Source organism: Mesorhizobium sp. A623, from assembly GCF_054489405.1.
Genome location: NZ_JBTMXB010000019.1, coordinates 33015 through 49971 on the forward strand (window position 1 = coordinate 33015; position 16957 = coordinate 49971).

Here is a 16957-nt window from a genome sequence, read left to right on the forward strand (position 1 = left end):
GGATGCCAAGGGACGCGAGGCGGCCAGCGGGCATTCCCCCCTGGAACCACGCCGCACGCCGGCAAACTGCCCCGCGTCCCCAATTCCGTTTTGGGAAAATACTTAACAAAGTGCAAACGGTTCGGCGGTTTAACCTTATTTTCTAACCTTAACCGCGCTTATTGACCGGTCACGACGGTCAGCACCTTGAATGGCGTGGTGATGATGATTTCGGCAACGGAACCAACGGCTTGCCCGAGGCCCTTGCCGAGATCGTTGATCGGCTGGGGCGCGACCTCGTCCGAAGCGAGCCCGGCAGGCACTTTCAAGCTCTCACCCAGCAGTTGGACCAGCACCGGATTGTCGGCGAATTTGGCATGGTTCAGCCGGTCCGCGCTTTTCGTCTTGGTCAGATCGACGACGGTGACGCCGTAGCTGGCAAGATCGGCTGCGTCGTCATAGTCGCCGACGCGTGGCTTCGAGCCGGAAATGAGGCTGGAAATCTGCAAGGCGCGGTCGTCGCCGGACAGAAGCACGGTGAACGGCTTGTCCGGCTTGCCGTATCGAATCATCTGCTTCTTGAACACATCGACATCGATGTCGGGCGAGGCGAGGATGACATAGCCGAGCTTGCCGTCGAGGTCGCGGTCGCCGGTAATGGCCAGTTGCCGCAGCGCCTCCATGATTACCCATGTGCCCATGGAGTGGGCGATGATGTCGATGCTCTTGGCCTTGGTCTTGGCGAGCAGGCGCAGGGTCGATTCCAGGTCGTCGCGGGCAGCGTTGGCGCTTTCCTTGTCGTAGACATAGTCGGTGATCCTGCCGCCGGACGCCCAGGAGAACAGGACAGGCGTGCCGGGGTAGTTCGTATCGGCGGCAATCTGCGTCAGCCGGTAGATACCGTCATCGAAGCCGTTGTTGAAGCCATGGACGAAGACGAGGGCACGGTCGCCGTGCATGGCGACATCGGCGCCGACCGCCTTGGCGAATTGCTGCCGGTCGGGATAGGAAATTACCCGCTTGGCCGTGAAATCCCTGGCCGGATCGCTCGGTGCGCGGCCCTTGGCGCGCTCGATGTTGCCCAGCTGATGGGATTTTGGCACGCTCATGTCGACGCGGGCGTAACTGGTGGTCAACGACCGTTCCCCGACGAACACCTGGCGCGGGTCGGAAACGGCTTTCTTGCGCGTGGTGGCGACGAAGATCTCGTGCGTCGAGCCGATGCTGGAGGCGGGCGCGTCGATGGCGACGTTGTTGAGCAGTTCATGCTTGTTGGCGCCGGCACAACCGGCGAGCGAAATGGCGAGCAGAACGGCAGGCAACAACTTACGCAAGGTTACATCGCTCCTGATACGAGGCGCGCGAACGCCCATCCTACCGATAGAGGCGGAACGGCCTCCGGTCCAGCCGAAACGCCTGTGCGCATCGTGGGCGGCCGAAGCCCGCCTATTGGATACCGCCAGTCACCTGCTGGCCCAGAAGGCGGATGCGGTCGGTGACGTCGCGGTCGCTGGCAAAGCCGTCGTCCTGCCGCAGCCGCTGCCCCAGCTCCTTGATGAGCGCCGGATTGTCCGCGAATTTCGTGTGGTTGAAGGTGTCGCTGCCCTTGGCGTTGGTGAGGTCCACCACAGTGACGCCGTATCGGGCGAGGTCGGCGGCGTTCCTGTAATCGCCGACGCGGGGACGCGAGCCGGCGAGCAGCCCGGACAATCTCAGTGCACGGTCGTCATCCGACAACAGCAGGATGAAGGGCTTGTCCGGCTTGCCGTAGCGGCGCATCTGGCTTTTGAAGACGTCGACATCGATGTCCGGCGAGGCCAGCACGACGTCCCCCAACTTTCCGCCGAGGTCGCGGTCGCCGGTGATTGCCATCTGCCGCAGCGTTTCCATGGTGATCCAGGTGCCCATGGAATGGGCGACGATGTCGATCCGGCGCGCGCCGGACTGCTCCAGCATCCTTAGCGTCACCTCGAGCTGGTCGCGGGCGGCACTCGCGCTTTCCTTGTCATAGACGTAGCTGGTGGTCGAAGCGCCGGAAGCCCACGAAAACAGCACCGGCGTGCCGGGATAGCCGGCGTCATGCACGATCTGGGTCAGGCGGTAGACGGCAGCGTCGAAGCCGGTATTGTAGCCGTGGACGAACAGCATCACGCGACCGCCGCGCGCCGCGATATCGGCGCTCAACGCCTTGGAGAATTTGGGCGCGGTAGGGTAGCCGACAACTTCCGACGCCATGAAGTATTTTGACGGATCGTCCGACCTGCCACGGCTTTTCCGTTCGATTTGTCCTGCCTTATGGATGGCGGGCACGGTGACGTTGACACGGGCAAAATTCAGTGTCGCCGAGCGTTCGCCGTCGAATACCATGTTGGGGTCATCGGAGCGCTTGCGGGTGGTCGCGATGAAAATCGAGTGATTTCCGGCGATCTGGGATACCGCCGCCGGGACGACCGTGCTTCCCAACAGTTCTTCGGTGCGGTGGCCGCCGCAGCCGGCGAGTATCAGGGCAAGCGCTGCGGGGAACAGAATTTTCAAACGCAGTTTCATTCCAGTCAATTTCCGGCAGGGCGATGGTTTTATTCGATTTTTCGCGTGGGCCTGTCCCGACAGGCAAGTGCGGCGGAAGTAAGTCGGGGGCGATCGAAAGCCCGATAGTGGCGGAACGAGGCGCGGTTGGTGTTGCGCTAAAGCCAAATTGACGGCAGGAACGCCGGTATCAGCAACGGGGAGATCGTGATGGCCAGCTTTGTCGACAGCGTTTCGAAAGCCGCGACCGCGATCCGCGGTATTTTCCCGGAAACGCCGCTGCAGGAAAACGACTATCTGTCCAAGAAGTTCGGCGCGCGCATCCTTTTGAAACGGGAAGACCTCACGCCTGTCCGCTCCTACAAGATCCGGGGGGCCTTCAACTTTTTCCGCAAGACGCTTGCTGCGGGCAACCAGGCCGAATTGTTCGTGTGCGCTTCAGCCGGCAACCATGCGCAGGGTTTTGCGTTCGTTTGCCGCCATTTCGGCAAGAAGGGCGTCGTCTTCATGCCGGTGACGACACCGCAGCAGAAGATCGACAAGACCCGGCTGTTCGGCGGCGATTTCGTTGAGATCAGGCTGATCGGCGACTTTTTCGACGACTGCTACCGGGCAGCGCTGCTGTTCACAGAGGAGGCCGGCGCGCACATGGTGCCGCCCTTCGACCATCGCGACATCATCGAGGGGCAGGCAACGGTGGGCTACGAGATCGCGGCCCGCATGCCTGGCGACAAGCCGGACATGATGCTGCTGCCGGTCGGCGGCGGTGGGCTGGCGGCCGGGATCACCCGTTATTTCGGCGAACAGGGCCGCGATACGCGCTTCGTCTTTTGCGAGCCTGCCGGTGCGCCCAGCCTTCGCGAAAGCATTGCAGCGGGCAAGCGGGTCAAGCTTTCCAAGCTCGACAGTTTTGTCGACGGCGCTGCCGTCGGCGAGATCGGGCGTGAAAATTTTCGGCTGCTGAAGGGTTTTTCAGCCGATGCGGTGCACCTCATTCCCGAAAATCGGCTGTGTGCGACCATGATCGAGATGCTCAATATCGAGGGCGTGGTGCTGGAGCCCGCCGGCGCGCTGGCCATCGACGTGCTGAAGGATTTTCCGAGGAAGGAAATCAAGGGCAAGACCATCGTTTGCGTCGTTTCAGGCGGGAATTTCGATTTCGAACGGCTGCCTGACGTGAAGGAGAGGGCGCTGCGTTTCCAGCGGCTGAAGAAATATTTCATCATCCGCTTTCCGCAGCGTCCCGGCGCGCTGCGCGATTTTCTCGAAATGCTCGGTCCCGACGACGATATTGCCCGCTTCGAATATTTGAAGAAATCGGCGCGCAATTTCGGCTCCGTGCTGATCGGCATCGAGACGAAGGATCATCGCAATTTCGATCTTCTGGTGGCGAAATTCGACGCCGAAGGCGTGCAATATCAGGATATTACCGACAACGAGACACTGGCCGGGTTCATCGTGTGACCTGGGCTGCGGCTACCAATTCCCGGTATTCGGCATCGATGCCCAGGGTTCGGCCTTCTCTTTGGCTGGCCCTTTTTGCAAAAGCTCGATGGAAATACCGTCCGGCGATTTGATGAAGGCCATGTTGCCGTCGCGTGGCGGGCGGTTGATGGTGACGCCCTTGTCCATCAGGCGCTGGCATGTGGCGTAGATGTCATCGACCTCATAGGCGAGGTGGCCGAAATTGCGCCCGCCCGAATAGGCTTCGGGGTCCCAGTTGTAGGTCAGTTCGACCAGTGGCGCGCGTTCCGCAACGCCAGCTTGCTCGTCTTGCGGTGCGGCCAGGAAAATCAGCGTGAACCGGCCTTGCTCGCTTTCATGCCGGCGCACTTCCTTGAGGCCAAGCTTATCGCAGTAGAATTCGAGCGATGCGTCGATGTCGGCGATGCGGACCATGGTGTGCAGATAGCGCATGGGTTCTCCTCAATGCTTTTGAGACACTACGTCCGGTGCGCTGCCGCCGCAACCTTTGGCGACAGCCGTTGCTGACGGCAAGCAGCAATTGCGGGATAGCTGAGAAGAGCCGTGAAAAAAGCCCCTACAGGTCTTGCACTGACCGGAAATGACCGTGTTAATCTGCCAGTAAGAATCAGTTACAGTGTTTTTGACAATGGGGGGCATTCCGATGGGAGATAAAGCCTCTTTGATGAGGCTGGATGAGACCGTTGGCCAATCCTTGACACGGGACGAGGCCGGCGAGACTGCCGACTTCGTTGAAGTCTCGGGGGCCATAAAATGGTTCGACGTGGCCAAGGGTTACGGCTTCATCCTTCCTGACGATGGCGTTTCCGGCGATATTCTCATTCATGTGACCTGCCTGCGAAAAGACGGGTTTCAAACGGCGCTGGAAGGTTCGCGCGTCGTATGCCTGGTCAAGCAGGGCGACCGTGGGCTTCAGGCTTTCCGCGTCCTGTCGATGGACCTGTCGACGGCGGTCCACCCGGCCGAGATGCAGGAGCCGCGCACGCATGTCTCGGTGGTGCCGGAAAGCGGCCTGGAGCGCGCGCTGGTAAAGTGGTTCAATCGCACCAAGGGGTTCGGATTTCTCAGCCGGGGCGAGGGCACCGAAGACATTTTCGTCCATATGGAAACGTTGCGCCGCTACGGCGTCACCGAACTTCGTCCAGGACAGGTCGTGCTGGTTCGTTTCGGCCGCGGCGACAAAGGCCTTATGGCTGCCGAAATCCATCCCGATATGGGAACTTTGCCGGTTGCGCATTAGATCGCCGTGCGTCCTATCGGACGCACAAATGGCGATCTAACACTTTGATTGAGCATCGGAATAATCCGAAAACCGGATTCCATTTTTCGGTCCGATGCTCTAGGCTGCCGACCGGGCAGGAGTTACGGATGGCTTACAGAAAATCGCTGACGACTGGCGGCATCGCAGCAGCGCTGTTTGTAGCGGCCATCGCCTTTTTTCAGATTCAGCAAACGTTCGCCGACAATCAGGCGATGATCCTGCCGGTGGACCCGGTGCCGCTGGTTGCGGTGACGGATCAAGGCGAGCGTTCGTTCGCCATCGAGATCGCCGACGACCCGGCCGAGCGTTCCGCCGGCTTGATGTATCGCGAAACCATGGCGGACGATCACGGCATGCTGTTCGTTTTCGAGCGGACCCAGGATGCCACCTTCTGGATGAAGGACACGCCGATGCCGCTCGATCTTGTGTTTGTCGGTCAGGACGGGCTGGTCAAGGCGATCAGGCAGGGCGTGCCCCGGTCCGAAGCCGTGATTTCGCCCGGCGTACCGGTGCGCTTCGTGCTTGAGTTGAAGGCGGGAACCGCAGCCAGGGATGGCATAGAAGACGGGGACCTGCTCAAGCATCCGGCCATCGAGGCCGTATCCGGCAGCAGCGCTGAGCCTGCCGGCAATGGCGGTTGAAATGCAGTTCTTCGCGCATGACGGTTTCGACCTTGCCTATCTCGACCGTCAGCCGGCTTCGGGACGCGGCGATCCCGTATTGATGATCCATGGCTTTGCTTCCAGCCACTATGTCAACTGGATCGGGCCCGGCTGGTTCAAGACGCTGAACGACGCCGGCTACCGCGCCATCGCGCTGGACAATCGCGGCCATGGAGCCTCGACGAAAAGTTACGACGAGGCCGCCTACACGCCGAAAAAGATGGCTTCGGACACGGCCGCGCTGCTTTCCCATCTTGGCATCGAGCGTGCCCATGTCATGGGCTATTCGATGGGTGCGCGCATATCCGCCTTCATGGCGCTTTCTGACCCAGACAAGGTGGCGACGCTGGTGCTGGGCGGCCTTGGCATCGGCATGGTCGACGGCGTCGGCGATTGGGACCCGATTGCGGATGCCCTTGTCTCCGCCGATCCCGCGAGCATTACCCATGTGCGCGGAAAAATGTTTCGCGCCTTTGCCGACCAGACCCACAGCGACCGACGGGCCTTGGCGGCGTGTATCGTCGCTTCGCGCACGCTTTTGAGCGAAGACGAGGTGGCGCGCATCGCCCAGCCAACGTTGATTGCGGTCGGAACGAAGGACGACATAGCCGGTTCTCCCGGCGAACTGGCGGCGCTGATGCCGAATGCGGAAGCCTTTGCCATTGAGGGCCGCGACCATATGCTGTCGGTCGGCGACAAGAGCTTCAAGCAGCGCGTTCTGGCCTTCTACGCCGAAAACCCGCTCTGACCGAGCGAAGCCAGTGACCGTTCCATGTTGGCGCGGGCCTGTTGCTCGAAGCGGTCGCGGAATTGCCGCGTATGAAAGACATGCGGGCGGCCAAGAAAATTTTTCAATACTTCGGCGCGCCCGGCGATCCAGGCAGGCTCCGGCACCCAGCCATATTCTTGCCGGACCGCGTGTTCGTAGGCATCGAAAGCCTCGGGCGAGGCTCCAACGATCGCCAAATCCATGTCGAGAAAAAGGGCCGCGTCGTTGCGCGCGCCGGCCTGTGAAAAATGCGGCACTTGGTGGGTCGCGGTAGCCTCGATCATGGATGCGATTCGATCGAGGCGGCCGGCCTCAATGCGCCCGGCCAGTTTTTCGCGTGCGAGTGCCGCGCTGCGGGATTCATTGTCCTTGGCGCGGCTGTCGTAGACGGCGTCGTGAAACCAGATTGCGGCCTCGATTGCTTCCGGATCAGCCAAAATCTCCCGATATTCGCGTGCAAGGGCAAGCAGCGCCTCGATGTGGGAGAGGCCGTGATAATGGCGCTGTTCGGCACGGTAGAGCGCCGATAGCTCCTTTTTCAGGTTTGCGTCGATCAAGGACCCGTTTTCCATGGAGGGTTGAATTTGCGCGCGTTACATCCATTTGACACAGGCTTAAGGAAAATTGAGTTCACCCGTGCTATGATCTGTTTTACAGCTTGCTTCCAGTCTTATAGGCACGGCCCTGACATGGACAGGCCGGCAGGTGGAGACCGTCGATGAATGTGACCATTGCGCGTAGCGGCGCGCTGCAGCCAATCGATCCGATCTGGAGTTCCGTCCGCGAAGAAGCGATGGAAGCGGTGGCGCGCGATCCGTTGCTGTCCTCGTTCCTGTATTCCACCGTCATCAACCAGGACAGCCTGGAGGATGCGGTCATCCATCGGCTGGCCGAGCGGCTGGCGCATCAGGATGTCGGTTCCGATCTCATCCGCCAGACCTTCAAGGCCATGGTTCACGACGATTCCAGCTGGGCAACGACCGTGCGTGTCGACATCCAGGCCTATTACGACCGCGACCCGGCCTGCGACCGGTTCATCCTGCCGGTTCTCTACTTCAAGGGCTTTCACGCCATCCAGACGCACCGCCTGGCGCATTGGCTGTGGAATCACGGCCGCAAGGATTTTGCGCTTTATCTGCAAAGCCGGTCTTCCTCGGTGTTCCAGACCGACATCAACCCGGCTGCGCGCATCGGCAAGGGCGTCTTCCTCGACCACGCCACCGGCCTTGTCGTCGGCGAGACGGCGGTGATCGAGGACGATGTCTCGATCCTGCATGGCGTGACACTCGGCGGAACCGGCAAGGCCGGCGGCGACCGCCATCCCAAGATTCGTTACGGCGTCCTGATCGGGGCCGGTGCCAAGATCCTCGGCAATATCGAAATCGGCCATTGCTCGAAGATTGCAGCCGGTTCGGTCGTGCTTTCGGCCGTGCCGCACAACAAGACGGTGGCCGGCGTGCCGGCGCGCGTCGTGGGTGAAACCGGCTGCGACCAGCCTTCGCGGCAGATGGACCAGCTTTTGCCTTCGCAATCCCCGGACCAGACCATCAGCTTCGACATCTGAAGGCTTGCGGCTTTCAGCGGGCTTGCGTCTACCCAGCGGGTGCGAGGCGTGCCTTGCGGCCCGTCTTGCCTTTACATCGCCATTGTCGACGTGCCAGAAGCGCGCTCATACGAATATCAACTCCATGATCTAGATCGGAGAAGACTGTTGAAGCCCGAAGAAATCAGAAAGCTGAACGCCTATTTCAAGCGGATTTTTCAGAACCCGATGCTGGAAGTGAAGGCGCGCCCGCGCAAGGACGATTCGGCCGAAGTCTATGTCGGCGACGAGTTTCTCGGCATCGTCTTCAAGGACGAGGATGACGGCGACTATAATTTCTCGATGGCGATCCTCGACATCGACCTGGCTTGAGCCGAAAGTTTCGACCAGCCGCGCGCCAATCCCGGTGGGAGGTTAGCGGCCGGTCTTCAGAATACGCGCGGTTTGCGTCGCGATCGCGCTGTCCAACGCCTGCCAGTCCGCCAGAAGCTCCTGCGGAAACCGGTATGTCAGGCTCAGATTGTCTCCGACATGGACGTCGCGCTCGCAAGGCGCCAGCGATTGTTCCGCGCTCGGCCCGCTCAGGCAGCGCGCTACGAAGGGGGCTTTGCCCGGGCGCTGGGCTATGGCCAGGACTTCATTCAGATAGCCGGACTTTTCCTTAAAAGCATAGATCGTCGTGTGACCGGGGCCGGGCGTGCCGGGTTGCGCGATCAATGCGCTGTAGATCGGCGCGAAGCGGCCGCTCATGTCACGCGACATGACCTGCGTTTCGAACGACAGGAACAGAATATTCTTTCCCGCGCCCTCGCGGTTGAAGTCGCTTCTGGCGGCTTTGCTGTAGCCGTCCATGGCGGGATAGCGCAGATAGAGATCGAGCCGCGAGGCGACGCCGTCATGGCGGGCGCGCTCGAAGCGGATGGCATTGGCGGGAACCGCGAGCACGTTGTTGCCGATGACCACTTCATGGATCGTCGTGTCGTCGGTATAGCCGGCCATGGCAATGGAGCGTCCGAACCATTTGCCGCCGAGGCTGATCGCCACCGACAGAAGCGCCAGCACCGCAAAGACGTAAAACACTTTCGTCATCAGCGACGAATCGATGACGTTGAGTTCCTTGCTGTCGGCAAGTGCCGCCTGTTTCATCGAAAGTCCTCGGTCGTCGGTGTCGCCTGATCCATGACGGGCGACACGACCCTTGCGTGTTCCGCTTGTGACTGTGCTGCGTCATGGTAAACGGAGGGTAAAGATCAGGGTGGCAGGATTGATCCTGTGACAATCCTTCGCGCCCGTTCGACCCGAGGAGAAAGCATGCCTGTCTATGCGCTGGATGGAAAAAGCCCCCGCTTCGAGGATGAAGCAAGCAACTGGGTTGCGCCGGACGCGACCCTGATCGGCAATATCGAAATCGGCCGCAATGCCGGCTTCTGGTTCGGTGTCGTTATTCGCGGCGACAATGAACCGATCACCATCGGCGCGGACACCAATGTGCAGGAGCATACGGTCATGCACACCGACCCCGGTTTCCCGCTGACCATCGGCAGGGGCTGTACCATTGGCCACCGCGCCATGCTGCATGGCTGCACCATCGGCGACAACAGCCTGATCGGCATGGGCGCCATCGTTTTGAACGGAGCGAAGATCGGCAAGAATTGCCTGGTGGGCGCCGGCGCGCTGGTGACCGAAGGCAAGGAGTTTGCCGACAACTCGCTGATCGTCGGCGCACCGGCGCGGGCGGTGAGGGTGCTCGATGCGGATGCCGTCGCCGGCCTGCAGCACTCCGCCGCGCATTACGTCGCCAATGGCAGGCGATTCAAGGCTGGGCTGAAGCCGGTCTGAATAGTCTACGATCGAGGCCGTGGCTTTTCATTGCCGGAACGGAAAAGGGCCGCCCGAAGGCGGCCCGTTCCTGTCCGCGCCGAAGCGCGGGGAGCCAACTGACGTCCGGCTTACTCGCCGGCGGTGTTCAGCTTGTCCGAAATGTCGTTGAATTTTTCGCCGATGCTGTTGCCCAGGGCGCCAGCGCCGACCATGATCGCCAGTGCGATGAGGGCTGCGATGAGGCCGTATTCGATTGCGGTTGCGCCGGATTCGTCTTTGTAGAAGCGCGAGAGAAGCTTTGTCATGTCGGTGATCCTCTGACCCAGTTGGTGGCATTCATCTGTGACGGTTTCTTTTCGAACCGTGGCTCACATTACGAAGGATCGATTTCAGCCAGGTTAAAGAGAATGGTAAACGGAAAGTAGCGATGCGTTTGCTTAACAAATACAGAACACGGCGATGTAATTGCGTTCTATTGTGTATTTGAAGGTCGCCCGCTGTAGAATCCGCGAAAGGCCGGACCCGAAAAGAGCGCCCGCAAATGGCTGCGGGCAAGGCATTGGGAAGGCCGTATTGTTCGCCTGAAGGCGCAAGATAGCCGCTTGCGGCTCGCTCGCGGGCCAAGCGGCGGCATATGTCACAAAAAGGCGGAGCCGGCCCGGGGACGGGGCCGGCTCCTTGACCCGGTCGTTGGGGACGGGGAGGGTGGGGACTCGACCGGGTTTCTCGTCGCGTCCTAGTTAACGCTGGCGACCGCGTCGGCGCGGCCGTCGTTGATCGTTACCCAAACGCCGGAATTCGTCTGGGATTGACGCTTCAGATAGGTGTAGTCGGTCGCGGTCCAGGCCAGCACTTTCGGCTCGAGATTGTCGAGGATGAACTCGCCCAGGCTGGTGCGCACGGTCAGCACGGCATGGCCGTCGCCGTTTGGCTGGCGGACCACCGTAATCAGAAGGTCGCCGGCGGGCATGCCCGCGTTCATCAGTTCCCGGCGCTTTTCCAGCACATAGTCTTCACAGTCGCCGGCCCCGGTGTCCGGATAGGACCAGACTTCTTCCTTGCCCCACATTTCCATGTCGGTGAGCGGCGTGACCTTGACGTTGACCGAATTATTGACGGAAACGATCGTTGCCCACAATTTGCGGGTCAGTTCCGTAGGAGCTTGCCTTGGCGTCATGGTGCGGCATTCGCGCGGCAGTTTCTGGCAGAACTCATAATGGCCGACCGGCTGTGTCGTGCGGCCGCCGGTGTGCATGAAGCTTGCGCCCGCATAGGCGGTTCCCCAACCGCCAAACTGCAGGGCTATTGCCAGAAGCAACAGCTTGCCCCTCTTTTTCAGCATTTTCTTGTCTCCCCGTTTGAAGAGACAATGACACAGGCGGATTTATTCGGCGCAAAAGTGCGCAGTAGACATTAAGTAAAACGCGGGGAAACTAAGAATAAAATACGTATAAAATTTTATCCAACTCGTTCATGTCGATGAAAATTATCGGCGAGGATCACGGATGGCCAAGCCGCGCGGGGAAGGTGCGGGTATTAAAAAAGCCGGCCACATGGGCCGGCCTTTAGGCGGTGTTGATTTCAATCAGGAATGGGGGGTGTTGAACTCGGTGTCGAGCGTGTCCGCGTGCTGGACGACGGCGAACTCGATGGCGACGCCGTCCTCGAAATGGCGAACGACCTGGCCGCGCATGGTTCCGAGCGTGACCTGCATGCCAAGTGCCGGCTTGACGTCGATTTCGATGGCGGCACCCGAAAGCGAGAGGTCGACGATGCGGCATTGATAGTGGCGGCCATCGACGAGTTGCAGCACGCTCATCGGGTTGCGCGGCGCGACGCGTTCATGGCGGCGGTCTTCCGGCAGATCCAGCTCATGCTTGTTGGCGAGCCAGGTCAATTGGGCGGCAAGCTTGTCTTTCTTGCGGTCGGACGCGATGACGGTCATGGCGAAGCCGTCCTGCAAGGTGCGCGTTACCACGCCTTCCACGCGCCCGATATGATCGATATAGGCAATGACTTTTTCGCCCGGCTGGCCGATGCGGTCCGTGCGCAAGGCCACGTTGCCGGGCGACATGTCGACCACCTGGCACGGATGTTCAGTGCGGTCTTCAAGCATGAACCGCCCGTATATCTTGACGCGGACGCGCTGAAAGTTACGCCTCTCAGCCCCTGACGGCGCTATTTCGACCGCCGTTGACCTCATGATTGCCTACACCCCATTGGCATTTCCGCCTGGCCGCAGAAATTTCAATCTATAGGTACGTCAACAAAGGTTAACAAAGGTGAAAAAGCGGGCGGGCGGTTCCTGAAACCCGATGCCGCAAATCTGCCCGCTACGGCATGGCTGAGTTCGGTGGCGCGCGGGCTATTCCTCGCGCCCGCCGTCCAGGACGACGAGGTGGCGGATGCGCCGGGCGCGGCCGAATTCCGTGATCGTATTAGGCGAATCAAGTTTGGACGGCGCCAGAGGCGGCACCGGGATTGCCGGCCGGTTCTTCAGGAACATCGGCTCCTTTTCCGGGTCGACGACGCGGATGGCGTCAACGAGCGCGTCCACGATGGGGTCGGCGCCGAGCCAGAACGGCTTTTCCGCCGCAGTTATCACGCCAAGGCAGCGTGGGTTCTCGACGCCCCCGTCCAACGGCAGCATGAGCAGTTCGAAATAAACGGAACGGCCGTTCTGGCTCAAGCCTTCATAGGTGAAGACGACCACGGATTTCTGGCTAAAAACACCATGTACCAGCCGGGCAATGAGGCGCTGGTCCTTTTCGCGCCAAAGCGAGGGAAAGGAGAAGCCCTTGAGTTCGCGGCCGTAGGTCGCGCAAAGCCTGGTTCCCGCCAGCCGGAAGACGGCTTCGCCGCGCGTATCCTTTTCCAGAATGAACGTGTCCGCCAGCAGCGCCTTTATGTCGGCGGGTTCGACCTCGGTGCGCTTCGGCGCCGGGCGGCCGTCGCGCAGGCGGTTCCAATATTGGAACAGGGCGATCGATCCGTTCAGTTTCATTCGTGTTCCATTCCGCGCATTCTGCCATCCGGTGTCCCATCGGCGGACAGAAGGGCGCTTTCCTGCGACCTACATGCTTCGCGATGCAGGATGCATGCCAGCGCCGTTCGGACTTGTTCACGGCTCGGGATCGTTAAGGTTAACAGATGGTTTACGTTGCCGCCGACGGCATGGCGTGAGACATTGAAATCACTCCATTTAGCGCTCGCCCGGACCTTTTGGGCGGCCGCACTCCAGTCAAGAGTTTGGGGAGAAGGGGACTCGACCCGCCGTTCAAGGGAAACCTTGGACGGCTTTTTTTTGATTCGCGGCAGCCGATTCGGCGCTTGCGATTCGGGCGCCGCAACTCGGCACCCGCAAATCGGGTTTGGTGGATCGGCACGACATGGTTACATGTCGGCGATGGAATCGGACCGGATATCGATGAGCGAACAATCCTCTCCCGAAGCAGCGAAGACACCGCAAAGGCCGGGCCGGGTGCCGCCGGTCGGTGGCCGCGAACCCATGTTCAACGTCCCGGCCGTGGTTTTGACGATCATCGGCGCCTGCATCGTGGTGTATCTGCTGCAGACCTATGTTCTCGACACCGCCCAGAACTGGACCCTGCTCTACGACGCGGCATTTTGGCCCGCGCTCTATACCGGGCAGTACGGCTTCGACTGGTTCATGCTTTCGCGTCCCTTCACCTACACGTTTCTCCATGGCAGCCTGGCCCACGTTGCCGTCAACATGGTGTGGCTGGCAGCCTTCGGCCCGCCTCTAGCCAACCGTTTCGGCGCGCTGCGGTTCGCCGTTTTCTTTGCCGCTACGGGTTTGGCGGCAGCATGGCTGTTCTGGGCCATTCACCCCTATATGGAGGCACCGCTGGTCGGCGCATCCGGCGCGATATCGGGCATGATGGGCGCTGCGGCGCGTTTCGGCTTCCAAATGGACCGCACGGCCGGCAAGTCCGCTTTTGCCGGGGACCCGTTGCCGTTTGCCAGCGTATTGCGTTCGCGTGCCGTGCTGACATTCTTGGCGGTCTGGATGGGGATCAACCTCGTTACCGGCCTTATTGGGCTTGGCGCCGGAGGGTCGGACCAGATCGCATGGGAGGCGCATATCGGCGGGTTTGCGGTCGGTTTCTTCGCCTTGCGATTTTTCGACCGCCGGCCCCACCAGGCGACGTGATTTGGGTGCCCGTCGCGGAGATCGAGATACTTGAAATGGAACTGATCCCGGCGCACCATGTTCACTGGAACGTGAAGACGGGGCGCGGACACAGTATCACACAGAGGAGGTCGCCATGACGGTCAAGTCAATTCTTGAAAGCAAAGGCTACGACGTACTGACGCTCGGCCCGAACGAAAAGCTTTCCGAGGCCATTCGCATCCTCGCCGAACATCGGGTGGGCGCGCTGGTCATCACCAACGGCGATCGCAAGATCGTGGGCATTCTTTCCGAGCGCGACATCGTGCGGGTGGTTGCCAAGCAAGGCGCGGCAGCGCTGGACCTGGCCGTTCGCGAGGCGATGACGCCGAAAGTAAAGATCTGCAACGAGAACCATACGGTCAACGAGATCATGGAGATCATGACCTCCGGCCGGTTCAGGCATCTGCCGGTCGAACGCGATGGCATGCTTTACGGCATCGTCTCCATCGGCGACGTGGTCAAGCGCCGCATCGAGGATGCCGAGCGCGAGGCGGAGGAGATCAGGGCCTATATCGCGACGGCGTAAGGGCTGGAACCTCTCTTTGCAAGGGTCGGTGCGTGACGCCGACCTTGCCTCTGATTGCCGTTTGCACTAGCGAAGGCTGATGTGTTTCCTGTTGCGAAAATCGCAACATTCCAGAGCAGATCAGGCCCGCCATGACCCTTATCGATACCCGCACACCCGATCCCAAGCGATTTATACCCGGCGCCACCGGCGATTGGGAAATCATCATCGGGCTGGAAGTCCATGCGCAGGTGACTTCGGAAGCGAAGCTGTTTTCCGGCGCATCGACCAAGTTCGGTTCGGCGCCTAACGCCAACGTCTCGCTGGTCGATGCGGCGATGCCGGGCATGCTGCCGGTCATCAACGAGGAATGCGTCAAGCAGGCAATCCGCACCGGGCTCGGGCTGAAGGCGCAGATCAACCACAAGTCGGTGTTCGACCGGAAGAATTATTTTTATCCGGACCTGCCGCAGGGCTATCAGATTTCCCAGTTCAAGCAGCCGATCGTCGGCGAGGGCATCGTCATCGTTTCGGTCGGCCCCGACCGTGAGGGCAAGTTCGAGGATATCGAGGTCGGCATCGAGCGGCTGCATCTGGAGCAGGATGCCGGCAAGTCGATGCATGACCAGCATCCGACCATGTCCTATGTCGATCTGAACCGGTCGGGCGTGGCGCTGATGGAGATTGTCTCCAAGCCCGACATGCGTTCGCCCGACGAGGCCAAGGCGTTTCTGACCAAGCTTCGCACCATCGTGCGCTACCTCGGCACCTGCGACGGCAATATGGACGAGGGCTCGATGCGCGCCGACGTCAACGTCTCGGTGCGCAAGCCGGGCGGTGAATTCGGCACGCGCTGCGAGATCAAGAACGTCAATTCCATCCGCTTTGTGGGGCAGTCCATCGACTACGAGGCACGTCGCCAGATCGCCATTCTGGAAGATGGCGGCAAGATCGATCAGGAAACGCGCCTGTTCGACGCCGTAAAGAGCGAGACGCGATCGATGCGCTCCAAGGAAGAGGCGCACGACTACCGCTATTTCCCGGACCCCGACCTGCTGCCGCTGGAATTCGACCAGGCCTATGTCGATGCGCTAGCCAAGGACTTGCCGGAACTGCCGGATGAGAAGAAGGCGCGGCTGGTCGAGAAGCTCGGCCTGTCGGCCTATGATGCTTCCATTCTGGTCTCGGAAAAGGCGATTGCCGATTATTTCGAGAAGGTCGCGTTGGCGCGCGACGGCAAGCTTGCCGCCAACTGGGTCATCAACGATCTTCTGGGCGCGCTGAACAAGGCCGGCAAGGACATCGAGGATGCGCCGGTTTCGCCCGAGCAACTCGGCGCAGTCATCGACCTGATCGTCGAAGGCACCATTTCCGGCAAGATCGCCAAGGATCTGTTCGAGATCGTGCTGAATGAAGGCGGCGATCCGCGCGAACTGGTCGAAAGTCGCGGCATGAAGCAGGTCACCGACACTGGCGCCATCGAGAAGGCCGTGGACGAGGTGATCGCCGCCAATCCCGACAAGGTCGAGCAGGCCCGCGCCAAGCCGACCATGGCGGGCTGGTTCGTCGGGCAGGTGATGAAGGCGACCGGCGGCAAGGCCAACCCGCAGGCGGTCAACGACCTCGTCAAGGCCAAGCTGGGCATCGAATAAAGATGTTCGTTCGCACCGCCGGCGAGCGCGACCTTGATGTGGTGCGCGATCTGCTGACCCTGACGTGGCACGCGACCTACGATGGTATTTATGGCGTTGAAAAGGTGAATGACATTACCGGCGAGTGGCATTCTACTGCATCGCTCAAGGCGCGGCTGACCCGGCCGAACTCGGAGTTTCTGGTTGCCGACGACGGCAAACGGCTCGGCGGCATGGCTTTTGCTGCGGCGACCGACGATCCGGTGATCGTGATGCTTCACCAGCTTTATGTGCATCCTGACTTTCAGGGCAGGGGGATCGGCAGGGCTTTGCTGGACGAAGTCGAGGAAAGCTTTCCCGAAGCGAAAGTGCTTCGGCTGGAAGTGGAAGAGGCCAATGGAGCCGCTATCGCTTTCTACCGGGCGAACGGGTTTCTGCCGGCCGGCAGCACGTCTGATTGCGGTGGCGGTTCAGGCCTTCCGGCGCTGGTGCTGGAAAAGAAACTTTCCTGAAGGCCAAGCGACCGTTTTGTCCTGTGGTTCGCGCCCAGCCTTTGCCGTGCGAGCGCGTAAAACCCTTG

Annotated in this window: 20 protein-coding genes; 11 read left to right on the top strand and 9 right to left on the bottom strand. The window is 60.7% G+C overall.

Annotation, left to right across the window (positions count from 1 at the left end):
- Positions 1–158: 158 nt before the first annotated feature.
- Positions 159–1352 carry an alpha/beta hydrolase gene (locus ACX3P1_RS18465; protein ID WP_459081071.1) on the bottom strand — a complete coding sequence of 398 codons (1194 nt, stop codon included), beginning with the start codon at positions 1350–1352 and terminating at the stop codon, positions 159–161.
- A 73-nt stretch (positions 1353–1425) separates the two neighbouring features.
- Positions 1426–2526, bottom strand: a complete 1101-nt coding sequence (locus ACX3P1_RS18470) for an alpha/beta hydrolase (protein ID WP_459081072.1) — start codon at positions 2524–2526, stop codon at positions 1426–1428.
- 189 nt (positions 2527–2715) lie between these two features.
- On the opposite strand from ACX3P1_RS18470, the gene ilvA reads away from it, so the two are divergent.
- The gene (gene ilvA / locus ACX3P1_RS18475; protein ID WP_459081073.1) at positions 2716–3969 is read left to right on the top strand and encodes a threonine ammonia-lyase IlvA; all 1254 of its coding nucleotides are present in this window, start codon (positions 2716–2718) and stop codon (positions 3967–3969) included.
- A gap of 12 nt (positions 3970–3981) precedes the next feature.
- On the opposite strand, the gene ACX3P1_RS18480 is transcribed toward ilvA, so the two are convergent.
- The gene (locus ACX3P1_RS18480) at positions 3982–4422 is read right to left on the bottom strand and encodes a VOC family protein (protein WP_459081074.1); all 441 of its coding nucleotides are present in this window, start codon (positions 4420–4422) and stop codon (positions 3982–3984) included.
- A gap of 211 nt (positions 4423–4633) precedes the next feature.
- On the opposite strand from ACX3P1_RS18480, the gene ACX3P1_RS18485 reads away from it, so the two are divergent.
- The 3 genes from ACX3P1_RS18485 (at position 4634) to ACX3P1_RS18495 (ending at position 6661) form a co-directional block, all read left to right on the top strand.
- Entirely contained in the window at positions 4634–5230 is a 597-nt protein-coding gene (locus ACX3P1_RS18485; protein WP_459081075.1) for a cold-shock protein, read from the top strand.
- Positions 5231–5358: 128 nt separating this feature from the next.
- On the top strand, positions 5359–5892 hold the full coding sequence (locus ACX3P1_RS18490; RefSeq protein WP_459081076.1) for a DUF192 domain-containing protein: 534 nt from the start codon (positions 5359–5361) through the stop codon (positions 5890–5892).
- A gap of 1 nt (position 5893) precedes the next feature.
- Positions 5894–6661, top strand: a complete 768-nt coding sequence (locus ACX3P1_RS18495; protein ID WP_459081077.1) for an alpha/beta fold hydrolase — start codon at positions 5894–5896, stop codon at positions 6659–6661.
- Here ACX3P1_RS18495 and ACX3P1_RS18500 read toward each other — a convergent pair.
- Positions 6640–7254, bottom strand: coding sequence for an HD domain-containing protein (locus ACX3P1_RS18500; RefSeq protein WP_459081078.1), 615 nt, complete (start codon positions 7252–7254; stop codon positions 6640–6642). The two genes, ACX3P1_RS18495 and ACX3P1_RS18500, sit on opposite strands and share 22 nt — an antisense overlap.
- 146 nt (positions 7255–7400) lie before the next feature.
- Here ACX3P1_RS18500 and cysE point away from each other — a divergent pair, with 146 nt between their 5' ends.
- Together cysE and ACX3P1_RS18510 are read left to right on the top strand one after the other, a co-directional pair.
- Complete coding sequence (cysE, locus tag ACX3P1_RS18505; RefSeq protein WP_459081079.1) at positions 7401–8246, top strand: serine O-acetyltransferase; 846 nt, start codon at positions 7401–7403, stop codon at positions 8244–8246.
- 147 nt (positions 8247–8393) lie between these two features.
- The gene (locus ACX3P1_RS18510) at positions 8394–8597 is read left to right on the top strand and encodes a DUF3126 family protein (protein ID WP_459081080.1); all 204 of its coding nucleotides are present in this window, start codon (positions 8394–8396) and stop codon (positions 8595–8597) included.
- Positions 8598–8639: 42 nt separating this feature from the next.
- Here ACX3P1_RS18510 and ACX3P1_RS18515 read toward each other — a convergent pair whose 3' ends face one another.
- Entirely contained in the window at positions 8640–9371 is a 732-nt protein-coding gene (locus tag ACX3P1_RS18515; protein ID WP_459081081.1) for a hypothetical protein, read from the bottom strand.
- A gap of 165 nt (positions 9372–9536) precedes the next feature.
- On the opposite strand from ACX3P1_RS18515, the gene ACX3P1_RS18520 reads away from it, so the two are divergent.
- Positions 9537–10064 (top strand): gamma carbonic anhydrase family protein, encoded by a 528-nt coding sequence (locus ACX3P1_RS18520; protein ID WP_459081082.1) that lies wholly within the window; start codon positions 9537–9539, stop codon positions 10062–10064.
- Between the two features lie 110 nt (positions 10065–10174).
- Here the strand turns inward: ACX3P1_RS18520 and ACX3P1_RS18525 are convergent, their stop codons facing one another.
- The 4 genes from ACX3P1_RS18525 to ACX3P1_RS18540 all read right to left on the bottom strand — a co-directional run bounded on the left by ACX3P1_RS18525 (position 10175) and on the right by ACX3P1_RS18540 (position 13050).
- Positions 10175–10351, bottom strand: a complete 177-nt coding sequence (locus ACX3P1_RS18525) for a Flp family type IVb pilin (RefSeq protein WP_459081083.1) — start codon at positions 10349–10351, stop codon at positions 10175–10177.
- A 431-nt stretch (positions 10352–10782) separates the two neighbouring features.
- The gene (locus tag ACX3P1_RS18530) at positions 10783–11388 is read right to left on the bottom strand and encodes a transglutaminase-like cysteine peptidase (RefSeq protein ID WP_459081084.1); all 606 of its coding nucleotides are present in this window, start codon (positions 11386–11388) and stop codon (positions 10783–10785) included.
- Between the two features lie 243 nt (positions 11389–11631).
- The gene (locus tag ACX3P1_RS18535) at positions 11632–12249 is read right to left on the bottom strand and encodes a PilZ domain-containing protein (RefSeq protein WP_459081085.1); all 618 of its coding nucleotides are present in this window, start codon (positions 12247–12249) and stop codon (positions 11632–11634) included.
- Between the two features lie 162 nt (positions 12250–12411).
- Positions 12412–13050, bottom strand: coding sequence for a PAS domain-containing protein (locus ACX3P1_RS18540; RefSeq protein WP_459081086.1), 639 nt, complete (start codon positions 13048–13050; stop codon positions 12412–12414).
- A 423-nt stretch (positions 13051–13473) separates the two neighbouring features.
- Here ACX3P1_RS18540 and ACX3P1_RS18545 point away from each other — a divergent pair, with 423 nt between their 5' ends.
- The 4 genes from ACX3P1_RS18545 to ACX3P1_RS18560 all read left to right on the top strand — a co-directional run bounded on the left by ACX3P1_RS18545 (position 13474) and on the right by ACX3P1_RS18560 (position 16889).
- Positions 13474–14220, top strand: a complete 747-nt coding sequence (locus ACX3P1_RS18545) for a rhomboid family intramembrane serine protease (RefSeq protein ID WP_459081109.1) — start codon at positions 13474–13476, stop codon at positions 14218–14220.
- A 115-nt stretch (positions 14221–14335) separates the two neighbouring features.
- Positions 14336–14767: a CBS domain-containing protein gene (locus ACX3P1_RS18550; RefSeq protein WP_459081087.1), complete on the top strand. Its 432-nt coding sequence runs from the start codon at positions 14336–14338 to the stop codon at positions 14765–14767.
- A gap of 131 nt (positions 14768–14898) precedes the next feature.
- The gene (gene gatB / locus ACX3P1_RS18555) at positions 14899–16398 is read left to right on the top strand and encodes an Asp-tRNA(Asn)/Glu-tRNA(Gln) amidotransferase subunit GatB (protein WP_459081088.1); all 1500 of its coding nucleotides are present in this window, start codon (positions 14899–14901) and stop codon (positions 16396–16398) included.
- Between the two features lie 2 nt (positions 16399–16400).
- Positions 16401–16889 carry a GNAT family N-acetyltransferase gene (locus ACX3P1_RS18560; RefSeq protein ID WP_459081089.1) on the top strand — a complete coding sequence of 163 codons (489 nt, stop codon included), beginning with the start codon at positions 16401–16403 and terminating at the stop codon, positions 16887–16889.
- Positions 16890–16957 lie beyond the last annotated feature (68 nt).

Bases quoted from the DNA above. Each gene is read 5' to 3' on its own strand.
- ACX3P1_RS18550 (WP_459081087.1), top strand. From the start codon at position 14,336: ATGACGGTCAAGTCAATTCTTGAAAGCAAAGGCTACGACGTACTGACG.
- ACX3P1_RS18485 (WP_459081075.1), top strand. From the start codon at position 4,634: ATGGGAGATAAAGCCTCTTTGATGAGGCTGGATGAGACCGTTGGCCAA.
- ACX3P1_RS18545 (WP_459081109.1), top strand. From the start codon at position 13,474: ATGAGCGAACAATCCTCTCCCGAAGCAGCGAAGACACCGCAAAGGCCG.
- ACX3P1_RS18465 (WP_459081071.1), bottom strand. From the start codon at position 1,352: ATGGGCGTTCGCGCGCCTCGTATCAGGAGCGATGTAACCTTGCGTAAG.
- ACX3P1_RS18515 (WP_459081081.1), bottom strand. From the start codon at position 9,371: ATGAAACAGGCGGCACTTGCCGACAGCAAGGAACTCAACGTCATCGAT.
- ACX3P1_RS18490 (WP_459081076.1), top strand. From the start codon at position 5,359: ATGGCTTACAGAAAATCGCTGACGACTGGCGGCATCGCAGCAGCGCTG.
- ACX3P1_RS18495 (WP_459081077.1), top strand. From the start codon at position 5,894: ATGCAGTTCTTCGCGCATGACGGTTTCGACCTTGCCTATCTCGACCGT.
- ilvA (WP_459081073.1), top strand. From the start codon at position 2,716: ATGGCCAGCTTTGTCGACAGCGTTTCGAAAGCCGCGACCGCGATCCGC.
- ACX3P1_RS18470 (WP_459081072.1), bottom strand. From the start codon at position 2,526: ATGAAACTGCGTTTGAAAATTCTGTTCCCCGCAGCGCTTGCCCTGATA.
- ACX3P1_RS18540 (WP_459081086.1), bottom strand. From the start codon at position 13,050: ATGAAACTGAACGGATCGATCGCCCTGTTCCAATATTGGAACCGCCTG.
- cysE (WP_459081079.1), top strand. From the start codon at position 7,401: ATGAATGTGACCATTGCGCGTAGCGGCGCGCTGCAGCCAATCGATCCG.
- ACX3P1_RS18525 (WP_459081083.1), bottom strand. From the start codon at position 10,351: ATGACAAAGCTTCTCTCGCGCTTCTACAAAGACGAATCCGGCGCAACC.
- ACX3P1_RS18480 (WP_459081074.1), bottom strand. From the start codon at position 4,422: ATGCGCTATCTGCACACCATGGTCCGCATCGCCGACATCGACGCATCG.
- ACX3P1_RS18520 (WP_459081082.1), top strand. From the start codon at position 9,537: ATGCCTGTCTATGCGCTGGATGGAAAAAGCCCCCGCTTCGAGGATGAA.
- ACX3P1_RS18560 (WP_459081089.1), top strand. From the start codon at position 16,401: ATGTTCGTTCGCACCGCCGGCGAGCGCGACCTTGATGTGGTGCGCGAT.
- ACX3P1_RS18530 (WP_459081084.1), bottom strand. From the start codon at position 11,388: ATGCTGAAAAAGAGGGGCAAGCTGTTGCTTCTGGCAATAGCCCTGCAG.
- ACX3P1_RS18500 (WP_459081078.1), bottom strand. From the start codon at position 7,254: ATGGAAAACGGGTCCTTGATCGACGCAAACCTGAAAAAGGAGCTATCG.
- gatB (WP_459081088.1), top strand. From the start codon at position 14,899: ATGACCCTTATCGATACCCGCACACCCGATCCCAAGCGATTTATACCC.
- ACX3P1_RS18535 (WP_459081085.1), bottom strand. From the start codon at position 12,249: ATGAGGTCAACGGCGGTCGAAATAGCGCCGTCAGGGGCTGAGAGGCGT.